General features: G+C 70.1%; 11 protein-coding genes and 1 pseudogene. 6 read left to right on the forward strand and 6 right to left on the reverse strand.

The window, feature by feature from the left end:
* Positions 1-70: 70 nt before the first annotated feature.
* The gene (locus tag ACOTKD_RS19090) at positions 71-460 is read right to left on the reverse strand and encodes a TetR/AcrR family transcriptional regulator C-terminal ligand-binding domain-containing protein (protein WP_424890164.1); all 390 of its coding nucleotides are present in this window, start codon (positions 458-460) and stop codon (positions 71-73) included.
* A gap of 14 nt (positions 461-474) precedes the next feature.
* Positions 475-666, reverse strand: coding sequence for a hypothetical protein (locus tag ACOTKD_RS19095; protein ID WP_424890165.1), 192 nt, complete (start codon positions 664-666; stop codon positions 475-477).
* Between the two features lie 606 nt (positions 667-1,272).
* On the opposite strand from ACOTKD_RS19095, the gene ACOTKD_RS19100 reads away from it, so the two are divergent.
* Positions 1,273-2,148, forward strand: a complete 876-nt coding sequence (locus ACOTKD_RS19100; protein WP_424890166.1) for an endo alpha-1,4 polygalactosaminidase — start codon at positions 1,273-1,275, stop codon at positions 2,146-2,148.
* Positions 2,149-2,551: 403 nt separating this feature from the next.
* On the opposite strand, the gene ACOTKD_RS19105 is transcribed toward ACOTKD_RS19100, so the two are convergent.
* Entirely contained in the window at positions 2,552-3,403 is an 852-nt protein-coding gene (locus ACOTKD_RS19105; protein WP_424890167.1) for an oxidoreductase, read from the reverse strand.
* A gap of 208 nt (positions 3,404-3,611) precedes the next feature.
* Here ACOTKD_RS19105 and ACOTKD_RS19110 point away from each other — a divergent pair, with 208 nt between their 5' ends.
* Together ACOTKD_RS19110 and ACOTKD_RS19115 are read left to right on the forward strand one after the other, a co-directional pair.
* On the forward strand, positions 3,612-4,535 hold the full coding sequence (locus ACOTKD_RS19110) for a helix-turn-helix transcriptional regulator (protein ID WP_424890168.1): 924 nt from the start codon (positions 3,612-3,614) through the stop codon (positions 4,533-4,535).
* A gap of 646 nt (positions 4,536-5,181) precedes the next feature.
* Positions 5,182-5,865, forward strand: coding sequence for a hypothetical protein (locus tag ACOTKD_RS19115; RefSeq protein WP_424890169.1), 684 nt, complete (start codon positions 5,182-5,184; stop codon positions 5,863-5,865).
* Positions 5,866-6,276: 411 nt separating this feature from the next.
* On the opposite strand, the pseudogene ACOTKD_RS19120 reads toward ACOTKD_RS19115, so the two are convergent.
* Together ACOTKD_RS19120 and ACOTKD_RS19125 are read right to left on the reverse strand one after the other, a co-directional pair.
* Positions 6,277-6,420: pseudogene (locus ACOTKD_RS19120) on the reverse strand (hypothetical protein); the annotation flags it as partial.
* 75 nt (positions 6,421-6,495) lie between these two features.
* Positions 6,496-7,203 carry a CBS domain-containing protein gene (locus tag ACOTKD_RS19125; protein WP_424890190.1) on the reverse strand — a complete coding sequence of 236 codons (708 nt, stop codon included), beginning with the start codon at positions 7,201-7,203 and terminating at the stop codon, positions 6,496-6,498.
* A 344-nt stretch (positions 7,204-7,547) separates the two neighbouring features.
* On the opposite strand from ACOTKD_RS19125, the gene ACOTKD_RS19130 reads away from it, so the two are divergent.
* The gene (locus ACOTKD_RS19130) at positions 7,548-8,351 is read left to right on the forward strand and encodes an HAD family hydrolase (protein WP_424890170.1); all 804 of its coding nucleotides are present in this window, start codon (positions 7,548-7,550) and stop codon (positions 8,349-8,351) included.
* Positions 8,352-8,531: 180 nt separating this feature from the next.
* Positions 8,532-9,458 carry a universal stress protein gene (locus ACOTKD_RS19135; protein WP_424890171.1) on the forward strand — a complete coding sequence of 309 codons (927 nt, stop codon included), beginning with the start codon at positions 8,532-8,534 and terminating at the stop codon, positions 9,456-9,458.
* A gap of 85 nt (positions 9,459-9,543) precedes the next feature.
* On the opposite strand, the gene ACOTKD_RS19140 is transcribed toward ACOTKD_RS19135, so the two are convergent.
* Entirely contained in the window at positions 9,544-9,705 is a 162-nt protein-coding gene (locus ACOTKD_RS19140; protein ID WP_424890172.1) for a hypothetical protein, read from the reverse strand.
* Positions 9,706-10,235: 530 nt separating this feature from the next.
* Between ACOTKD_RS19140 and ACOTKD_RS19145 the strand changes: the two genes are divergently transcribed.
* Positions 10,236-10,472 (forward strand): hypothetical protein, encoded by a 237-nt coding sequence (locus tag ACOTKD_RS19145; protein WP_424890173.1) that lies wholly within the window; start codon positions 10,236-10,238, stop codon positions 10,470-10,472.
* Positions 10,473-11,162: the final 690 nt, after the last annotated feature.

Below are 11,162 nucleotides of genomic sequence, written 5' to 3' on the forward strand. Positions count from 1 at the left end.
AGGCGGAGCTCTCTGTGAGGCCGGAGCTCTCGCAGACGGGCACCGGGCATCGTAGAGGTACGTCGACGGGTCACTGTGCCGCCCGCTGCTCGCGCGCCGACCGGATGGCCAGCGCGTTGTCGACCAGTCGTACGGCGTCCGTCGCCGGGTCCATCGGTATGGACAGCAACGCGCGCACGTAGGCCGGGGCCAGGACCAGCTCGAAGATGTCCGTCCAGGTCAGTGCGGTAACGCCAGCGGCATCCAGGGCGGCCTGGACTTCGCGGATCCGGGGCTCGGCGAAGCTCCGTGCGTCCTGCCCCTCGTCACCGGCCCGGAGCAGGGCCCGGAGCAGGGCCCGGAGCAAGGCCAGGTGGCCGGGACGGGCCAGGCCGGTGAGCAGGGTGGTGACCCAGGTCTGCGGGTCGGCCCGCAGGTCGCCGGTGGCAGGGAGCGGTGAACGGCTGTCCAGTTCGTCCACGACCGCGTCGGTGATCAGGCCGTCGGCGGTGCGCCAGCGCCGGTAGATGATGGTGAGATGGACGCCCGAGCGGCCGCCACCTCCGCGATCTCGACGGTGCCGTCGGTGGTGGATTCGGCCAGCAGCTCGCGGGTGGCCGCCCGCACGGCCTCGCGGGTGCGGGCGGTACGGCCTCCGGGGCGGGCTATCCCTGATGCTTGCGTCACCACCTCAACCTACTGCGAATCCCTCGCATTAACCCGGTCGGCGGGTCTGTGGGGACGCAGAGATACAGACGTGCCTCGCAGAGGCGAAGCAGAACCGGAGGCTCTCATGGCTCATGTACTCGTCGTCGGCGGCGGAATCGCGGGTGACACACTCGCGCTGCTTATGGAAAGGGACGGCTGGACGGTCACTGATCGATGCGCGGGAGCGGCGCCTCGCCGAGATGCCGATGGAGGCGTTCGCCGGGCGCGGCTACGTCTCCCGCGAAGAGCTGCTGCGTACCGACTTCGCCCGGATCTTCCATGAGGCGGCCGGGCCGGGCGTGACGCACCGGTTCGGCGAGAGCGCGGACGCGCCTGGAGGACACCGCAACCGGCGTGCTCGCCCGCTTCCGCAGCGGCACGGAAGAGACGTTCGCCGGGAGGGGGGGGCGGCTCCTACGGCACGCACTCGTGGATCCGCGCGCTGCGGTTCACTGTCGGGCATGGGGTGGGTGGCCCTGCCGGAGGGGTCGCCCTCCAGGGCATTCCGGACGCTGTCAATGGCGGCCCGTTCGGGTCCTTCACAGCAGCGGCGGGCTTCTGCCGGTGTGAATATAGGGTGCCTCCGTGTTCCTTCTCCGTACCCGCGCCGCTTGCGCTGCCATGGTCCTGTCCACATTCTTTATCGCGGCTTGTTCTGCCACGGGAACGGACCAGGACGACGACCCGCAGGAAACCACGTATCCCACTGCCGAAGGCCCAGACGCCGATGCCCCGGCGAACGTGCGGCGACCGAGCCCGGATGCCGTCTTCGACTACCAGCTCGGCGGCGCGTACCCGCCTGCCGGCAAGGTGCGGGCTGTCTCCCGTGACCGTGAGGCCAGGCCTGCCGACGGGCTTTACAACATTTGCTACGTCAACGCCTTCCAGACGCAACCGGGCGAAGCCGTCAGCTGGTGGAAGAAGGAGCATCCGGACCTGCTCCTGAAAAACGACGACGGCCACCTGATCGTCGACAAGGACTGGGACGAACCCCTCCTGGACATCTCGACCCCGGCCAAGCGCGAGGCCCTGATGAACGTCATCGGCCCATGGATCGACGGCTGCGCCGCGGCGCATTACGACGCGGTGGAACCGGACAACCTCGACTCCTACGAGCGCTCCGACGGCAAGCTCACCTCCCAGCACGCGATCGCCTTCGCTCGCCTCCTGGCCGCCCGCGCACACAAGCAGAACCTGGCGATCGCCCAGAAGAACACCACTGACCTGCTTCCCCAGCACACACGCATCGGGTTCGACTTCGCCGTCGTCGAAGAATGCGCACGGTACAAGGAATGTCCCGAATTCGGCCGCGCCTACGGTGGCAGGGTCTTCGACATCGAGTACGGGAGGAAGGACTTCACCACTGCTTGCCAGGCGTGGGGGAAGGAGCTGTCCATCACCCTGCGCGATCGAGAGGTCAGCCCTGCCGGTAAGCGCGGCTACGTGTACGAGTCCTGCTGAACGCCCTTGCGATGCGGTGCGCAGGGAATGCCGCCCCCGTCATGCACTGAGCCACCCGGTCCCCCAATGACCAGCCGGCCGAGCTGCTCTCGTACGCGGTGACCAGGACGTTCCCGGCGCGAGGGGGCCCGGTGCGGGGGAGTGGAAGACAGGCCCCATCGGGCTCTTTGACCGCGACTTGGCGTGGCGGCACCAGGCCCGGGTTGTCCCGATCGGGGGGGGCGGGAACAACGCCCGGCACGGTCTCCTGCTCGGGGAACGTTACGGTGGCTGAGCCCGCGCTGGGTGGCGTGAACGGCTTCGAGCAGGTCCTGCTGTGGTGGACCAAGAGCGGGCCGGCTTGGTGATGACGGCCGCCGTCGGAGCCCCCGCGCCGGGGGCCCCGACAACGAGTCGAGTGACGTCAGGCGGACCGGCTGACGTCGTCGCAGTCGGTGGAGGCCGACAACTCGGCCCATGCCAGCATGTCGCGCTCGAAGGCGTCGCGTCCGGCCCGGACGAGCCGAAGCGCGTCGGTGCCCAGCAGCAGGCGCGCCGGCGGCTGGCCGGCCGCCACCATGCGCAGCACCGCGGCCGCGGCCTTGTCCGGGTCGCCCGGCTGGGTCCCTCGGCCGTGGATGCGCCGGGCGCGCAGCGGCTCGAAGAACTCGTCGTAGTCGGCGATCACACGGGGCGCGCGGATCATCGAGCGGCCGGACCAGTCGGTCCGGAAACTGCCCGGCTCGACGGCGGTGACATGGATGCCGAAACCGGCGACCTCCTTGCCGAGCGCCTCGAGGATGCCCTCCACCGCGAACTTGCTGCCGTGGTAGAAGCTGAGACCCGGCATGGTGACCAGCCCGCCCATCGAGGTGACGGCGATGATGTGACCCGAACGGCGCTCCCGCATGTGCGGCAGCACGGCCTTGATCACCGCCACGGTTCCGTAGACGTTCACCTCGAACTGACGGCGCAGGTCATCCATCGACGACTCCTCGAAGAGGCCCTCATGGCCGTACCCGGCGTTGGCGACGAGTACGTCGACCGCCCCCAGGTCGCGCTCGGTCTCGTCCACGACCGTCTCCACCGTGTCATGATCGGTCACGTCCAGGACGCGGGCGTGCGCGTCACCGGCGAGCGCCTCGAAGGCCCGTGCGTCGGCGGGTGTGCGCACCGTGCCCACCACCCGGTGGCCCGCGGCCAACGCCGCGCGCGCCAGTGCGCGGCCCAGGCCGGTGCTGACGCCGGTGATCAGGAATGTCTTGGAGTCCGACACAGGATTTCCCTTCATACGATGCGAACAGAGGCCGCAGGCCAGGGCGGTTGGGCCCCGGTCGGCTGCGACCCGTTCCACTTCAGCACCGGAATCGGACGCCGACCGGCTTCTTGGGGGGCCGCTTCACCCCGGGGACAGGCGGACCGGGGGACTGCCAGTCCCCCTTTCGCGGGCCGCCAGGGCGATCTCGGGCCCTATCGTGAACGGCATGGACCGCAACACAGCTCTCGGTGAGTTCCTCCGCTCCCGGCGGGCACGGATCACCCCGCGCCAGGCGGGCCTGTCCGACGACGGCGGCGCCCGGCGCGTGCCAGGACTGCGCCGCGAAGAGATCGCCCAATTGGCCGGCGTGAGCGTCGACTACTACGTACGCCTGGAACGCGGACGCCGGCTGAACGTCTCCGAGACCGTACTGGACGCCATCTCCCGCGCACTACGCCTCGACCCCGTCGAACACGCCCATCTGATCCAGCTCGCCAAGCCCACCGCAGGCAGGCCCCGCCGCACGGCGACACGTCCGCAGCCGGTCCGCCCGGGGCTGCGCGACCTGCTCCGGATCCTCGAGCACACCCCCGCCCTCGTGCTGGGGCGGCGACTGGACGTGCTTGCGTCCAACCAGATGGCACGTGCGCTGCTCACCGACTTCGACGCGCTGCCGCACCGCGAGCGAAACCTGGTGCGGTTCATGTTCCGCGACGAGACCGCCCGCTCGCTGTACACCCACTGGGACACCCACGCCCAGGACATCGTCTCCTCGCTCCGGCGCGACGCCGGACGCCATCCCCACGATCCCCTGCTGGCCGAACTCGTCGGCGAACTCTCGATCGCGGATGAGGACTTCCGTCGCTGGTGGGCCGACCAGAACGTGTACCGGCACACGCACGGCAGCAAACACTTCCACCACCCGATCGCCGGCCCGCTCACCCTCAACTACGAGTCCCTCACCCTGCCCGCCGACCCGGACCAGCGGCTGAGCGTCTACACCGCAGAGGCAGGCTCCAGCTCCGAAGAGGCGCTTCGGCTACTGGCCTCGTGGATACGGCAACCCGAGACCTCGCACGGGCAGCACACAGATCATGAGACGCCCGCCGGCCAGCGAGGAGCGGTCGGCCATAGTGGCTGCGCCCCATGAGCCGGGACGGGCGTGAGGGAACATAGAGGGAAGAACCGGGACGGATACCAATACGGCCGGCCCATTCGTGCCGCGCATCCACCCTCAATACGTAGTCAGGGGTTAAAACTCAAGCGTATGTCCAGCAGCTCGGGCATTGTCCCAGCCCATAGGGGGTGAAGCGATGTAACCGGGCGCCAAGTCCAGGGCAGCCAGCCGGTGGAAGTCAGGCCCGGGGAGACACCAGGGTCCGTCCTTCCTGCAGAGGTCGGCCAAGTGCTGTCCGACGGGCATCATCGTCTCGTCCTCGCGCCACACGGCGTCGTGGCGGGGGGCGAGGCGACCCGGTGGCGCGCCGACAGGGCCGGAGGGCGGCGAGCTTGTTCTCCCAGGCTTCCTCGCCTTGGCCGGCCCCGCCTCTGTCTTGGGGCTGGTGACCGGATCGGGGTGGTGTTGTGGCGGTCGGATGTGCAGATGGGCGGTCGTGTCATGCCCGGGATGTGAAGGCTGGCGCGGGGCGGAGGAAGTCAGTAAGGTCGCGCTCTTCGGTGGGCCGGCGCCCGCGGGAGTCCTGAGAGCTGTACCTGAAAACATGAGCTGTGACACGGCTGCCGTGCGCTTGCGTCTCGATGCCGCTCTGGCACGTGTGGCCACGTCCTTCCGCGGGATGACCGCACGACCCGACGAGTCGAACTGCGTGTGCCACTGGGGCAGCGCGGAAGAGCTCGCGCTGCTGAAGACGCCGGATACGGAGCTCGATCCGGACCTCCTGTACAGGACGTGGTCCGCGGGCGACTGGAAAGACCATGCAGCGGTGCTACGTCGCATCCTGCCCCAGTTCACCCGCGCCTTGGTCCGCGGTCATGTCGACGCCGGCCCCTTCGCGGAGGAAGTGGGACGCTCCTTCGCCCTCGGAAGGTGGCAGCAATGGCCTGCACAGCAGAGGGCCGCCGTGCGCGAATTCCTCTGCGCATGGTGGGCGCACACCCTGGTCGAGCCGGAACCGGTGGCGCCCGCACATGGTGTCTTCGTCGTGTGCGCCGAGGCATCCGCCGGCGTCGGCCCCTGGCTCAGCATCTGGCAAGCCACCGACCATCCTGCAGCCGACCGGCACCTGGCCGAAGCGGTCGATCACTGGGAGTACGACCTGCTGTGCGACGAACTGCCGTGGAGCGCATGGGACAACAAGGACGACATGTGCCGCGAACTGGCGCAGTGGCTGGCCCGGCACGCCCCGGCCCGGCTCCGGTCGCACGGTGCCCCCAAGGAGCTGATCCACCGGATACGGCTGCTCGGCCTCTCCCACTCCGACCGCTGGGCGGACCCGCTTCTGGCCGCATACCGCTTGTGACAGGGGCGAAACGAGGACGAAAGCAGGCCAGCACACGCATGGACGGCCGTGCGGGCATCGCTGCTGCTCCTGGCCGGCGGCTTCCTTGCCGGAGAGGCCTGGGGCCCCTGGCTGACGTTCGTCGCGGCTCCTTGGTGATCATAGCGGGAAGCCGAATCACGATACTCACACGCGCACAGATGAGGGGTGGTGACGCGATGCAGGTGGACGATCAGGGGGTTCAGGTCGTCGTGACGATGTCCAGGGAGGAGTTCTTCCTCGTTCAGTCGCTGATGAGTGAAGCTGTTGAGACGGGAGACGACTGTGATTTCGATACGCGGGTGGGTGCGAGCAGAGACGAGGTGAGGGCGCTTCTGAAGCGTTTGCCGGATCTCCCGTTCCATCCATCCGCCCTGCGGAGATAGGCGCAGCCAGCGGCTCCGCGAGCAGCGGGTTTCCCATCAGGTAGATCTGACCCACGGCGAGGTAGTTCGCGGCGCGCCAGTGTGCGTCCAGTTCCCGCAGCTCCTTGTGGGTGAGAGCAGTGGCCGGGGTCGCCGTCGTACGGTTCGGCATGCGTTGTCTCCGTAACGCTGCGTCGAAGGCGGAGAGTTGTCACGTCACCGACGCTGCTCTGCTTGTACGGACCTCTCAGCGCCCCCGCCGTGTGCCGGTCCTGGCGCGGAGGGGGGCGGCCGTCTGCCCGCCGGCTCCGGCGTAGGAGATGCGCTGGTCCACCGATACGACTCCGTCCACCGAGCGGCAGAGGCGCTCGATGACGGGGACCGCACTCCCGATCTCCGGTTCCACGGTGCCGGTGAGCGAGACCTGCCCTTCGCACACCGCGACGGTCACCGCCGACGGCGCCAGGCCCATGGTCCGCTCCAGCAGGTCGCGTGCGATCTCGGAGCGGATGGCGGTGTCCTCACGCAGGTAGACCCGCAGGACGTCCGAACGACTGATGATCCCGAGGAGCCGGAAGGTCTCGTCAACAACGGGCAGGCGCTTGACATTCCGTGCCGCCATCAGCCGCGCCGTCTCCACCACGTTCCATCCGGGCCGGGCACAGACCGGGGGAGCGGTCATGAGCTCGCCGGCCCGCGCGCCCTCGGCCTTCGCCCGTTCCGCGGGACGGAGGTGCGGGAGGGGAAGGAGGCCGAACGGGTCGGGCAGGCCGGCGGGCTTGCGCAGGAGATCGGACTCGGAGACCACACCGACCACGCGGCCGTCACCGTCCACGACCGGCACGGCCGTGACGTCGTTCTCCGCGAGCTTCCTGACGATTGCCTTGAACGGTGTGTCCGGGCGCACGCGGACCACGTTCCGGGTCATGAGGTCGTCGACCGTGCGGTGCTCCACCATGTTCGGCTCCTTTGCATCCTGATGCTGCTCATCAGGCTGGCGCCCGGGGGCCGGGCGTGGCTTGGGCCGGTCGGGCCGGGGACCGGGGCCATGGGTCCCCGGTCGTACGGTGCGCCTCGCCGCGGATGACCTCGCCCTCGCAACGGCAGGCCCACGGCCGACGGGTCCTGCACGTTCGTTGCCGAGCGCCGAGCGCCGAGCGCCGAGCGCCGAGCGCCGAGCCCGGCTGGCCGGGCCACCGGGTCGTGGCCGGACGGCAGAAGCACGGGCCTTTCGGCCCATGGCCGGTACTCCGGGCCCCCGTTGTGATGGGTCCCTGACAGCGACCCTGGAGGCAGCCGATGTTCCCGTTCGCCGGTGCACCCGAACAGACCCCGGGCAACTGCCCGGCCCTCCCTGAACGCATCCGGGCAGTCGTACTCGACACGGACTCGGTCATCACCGACCTGGCCCACGTGCAGGGGGCGGCATGGACCTGTGTCCTCGACGCCTACCTGCAGGAGCGCGCACCGGGGGCAGGGATGAGAAGGCCCGACCCGGAGACGGAACTGCCATGGTTCGTCGACGGCTCTCACCTCACGAGCGCGGTGACGTCCTTCCTGGAGGCACGCGGGCTCGGGTTCGGCACCCTTGGTGAGGCCACGTCGGTCACCCACGGCCTCGCTGTCCGGCAACAGGCAATGCTCCAGCGGTATCTGCACCGCTACGGCACGGGCTTCCGACGAGGCATCAGCGACCTGCTGACGGACCTCCGGCGCCGGGGTATCCTCTGCGCCGCGGTCTCCACCACGGCGCGGGCACGGGGCCTGCTGGCTGCTCGAGGACTGCTCCCGATGCTGGACACGGTGCTCGACGGAGACGACCGGGCACGTCTGCAGGTGCCGGCCCGTCCGGACCCGGCGCTGCTGCACCAGGCGGCCCGGCTGCTGGGCGCCGACCGGCAGGACACCGCCGTGGTGGACGCCTCGCCGAACGGTGTGGAGGCCGCCGCCCGGGGCGAATTCGGCCGGATCATCGGTCTTACGCCGGCCGGACACCTTCGCCACATGACCGAGATGTTCCGCCGCGGTGCCGACCTGGTGGTGCACGACCTGGGCGAACTCCGTAACACCAGCACCCCGCCCGCGGCGGCCACGGCCGCCTGACGCCGCGCCGGGCACACCCGTGACGGCTCGAAGGCCGGCCACGTCGTCGGCCCCCGATCTCCATGACACCTCTCACCGCCATCCCGATGGACCGGAACCGGCTCGCCCCGACCGCCGCAACTGCTGCGACCGCCACCACTGCCGGCCTGCCGCGTGCGGCCAACCACCCCTGGAGCACCCATGATGCCGAGAACAGACGCCCCGCCCACCGAGCGCGTGGTGGTCGGTTTCGATGGTTCGGCCCCCACACTGCGGGCCCTCGACCGGGCCGCTGACGAGGCCGTACGGCGCGACGTGAGGCTGGAGATCCTGTGCGGCTGGCCGTGGGCCCTCGGGGCACGGAAGGCCGGAGCAGACGCATGTACCCAGCGGCAGAAGCCGGGCGAAGCGGGGGTGCCGGACCAAGGGCAGGTGCTCTACGAGGCCGCTCGCGCGGGAGTGAACGCCGCCGCCGAGCGGGTCCGTTCCCGCTGCCCCGGCCTGCGAACCGTGCCACACCTCACCACCGAACCGGCGGCACGAGCCCTCGTCCGGGCCGGGCGCAACGCCGCTCTGACGGTGGTCGGCACACGAGGGCACGGCGGCTTCACGGGACTTCTGCTGGGATCGGTCAGCTTGCGGGTGGCCGCGCACTGCACCGGCCCGCTGCTCGTGGTGCGGGGCGACGGGGACCGGTCCCGGGGCGTCGTCCTGGTCGGTCTGGCTTCGGAGGCGGACACCGACGCCGTGCGGTTCGGCTTCCAGGAGGCACGGCGGCGCGGTGCCGCACTACAGGTGCTGCACGCCTGGCAGTACGCGGCAGTGCCGGGCGTACTGCCCCCGGCGGAGTTGCACTGGGACGACCCCGGTGACCAGAAGAGGTGCGAGGCGGCGGTGCCGGGGTTCGCGACAGCCGTGCTCCGCGAGGAGTACCCGGACGTGGAGGTCCGAACCGAGTCCGTGTACCGGGGCGCCGGACGGGCACTGGTCGAGGCGAGCGCCGAAGCGGATGTCGTCGTCCTCGCCGCCCACCGGCCACGTCACCCCCTGGGTCTGCAACTCGGCCCTGTCACCCACTCGGTGCTGCACCACGCCCACTGTGCCGTGGCCTTGGTCCCCGTGACCTGACTTGCAAACGGCTGGATCGACAGGGCGGTGTCGGAAGCACGGCGGCCTTCCGAGTGATCAAGCTTTGACCTGGGCAACGAAATCTTCATTCGGTTGCTCCAGGCGTATTCACAGAGCAACGGAGCTTTGCCGGCAGTGGCACATCGGTGAGGACCAGGCGCCGCAGCTCGGCGAGGTCGGCGGTCACCTGGTGCAGTTCGAGCTGCGCCTGGCGGAGCGAAGCGGGGAAGTCATAGGTATCAGCCATTGCAGCTCAATCTTACCCTTGTGTCGTATGCATGTTCTATTTAGTGGTGGGTGGCTGGCAGGCCGGCGGGGCGGAGCGCTGCGCCTTGGACTTTCGGTGCGGGCTCCTTGGCGGGTTTGCGGACCGGTTGCCGGCTGGGAAGGGGACCGAGGGCGGCCATCGGACGTCGGGGCTGGAGCTTGGACGGTGTGGTGGGAGGGGCTCGATGCGGACGAGGGACATTCGTGTCGGTGGTACGTACGTCGTCAACGTGCCGCAGCGGATCCGGCCCGCGCTGCGGGACCGCGTGCCACGCACCCGGGAGGGGGTCGCCGCGGATATGCGGCTGCATCTGCACTGTGGCCGACGGTTCGAGGTCACGGTTACGGGTTCGAGTCGGTGACCACCAGTAAGGTCGCCCTCCCGCTGACCGCCGAGCAGGCCGAGGCCCTCGGGCTCCCGGATCGCGGGAGGCGTACACGATCGGGGGCCTGGTCCTGGATGCCGGGTGCAGGCCGGTCAAGCTGCCCACCACCCTTGCCTGCGCCGGGTTGCCCGCGCGCTGGCCGGACCCGCTGGGCACGCCGGCCGTGCTCGACGACCTGTCGGTCGCGTACTACCGCTGGCAAGCCGCCGGCATGGAGGCCGCGGTCATTGTCCAGGAGGCGGCGGAGATGCTGGAGAAGCAGCGGGAGGTGGCCGGCCGTGCCCTGGACGACTACGACGCCGAGGAGCACCTGCGGATCGTGGAGGTCCAGTGCGGGAGTGGCAGCGCATCGGACTGGTGATGCGGGTGACCGGGGCCGGGCGCTACCGCCCGCAGGGCGATCCCGGCCTGACCGAAGACGACCTCAAGAATCCCATCGCCCCCAAGGACGGACCGGGCCCGCGCACTGGCCGCCCTCAGCCTCCCGCGCCCCAGTGCCGGTCCGGGTTGCCGGCTCCGTTGCCCCGGACCGGAGCTGGTTACGCCGTGGCCGTCTCCTGCGCGGGCGCAAGAGCAGCGGGTGGGGAGCGCCGGCCTTTGCCGATGTGCGCAGGTGCGTCCAGTCGGCTTCGGGGTGTTGTTCGGGCGGGGCGTCGAGGTCTCCGGTGGAGAAGCGGGGCACGGTCACGGCGCCGGCCTTGGACGTGCCGAATGGAACTCGCCCGTAGGAGACGGGCGTGATCTACCCGAGTCGCCGCATCCATTCGTAGTCGGACCTGCGCACGCCGAGCTGGGCGGCGGCCTGCCCGGGCCCGAGCGGCGCCTCGCGCGCCAGGATCTCCGGGAGATCCGGCCGGGGGCCGTCCGTGTCGGCCTGGTCCGGGCTGAGCTGGGGTGCTTGTGGTCGTGGCTCAGGTCGAGCAGCGGCCCCGGCGCGATGGGCCGATCGCGCAGACCGGACTGATCCCCGCCTCATCGTGACGTTACCCCCGACCAGGAAGTTCGGTAGCCGTTTTCGTTCGCGCTCACTTTGGCGCGCTCGGCGGGCGGG

Origin of the sequence: Streptomyces sp. XH2 (genome assembly GCF_049725035.1) — a bacterium.
GTDB classification, from domain to species: Bacteria; Actinomycetota; Actinomycetes; order Streptomycetales; family Streptomycetaceae; genus Streptomyces; species Streptomyces roseoverticillatus.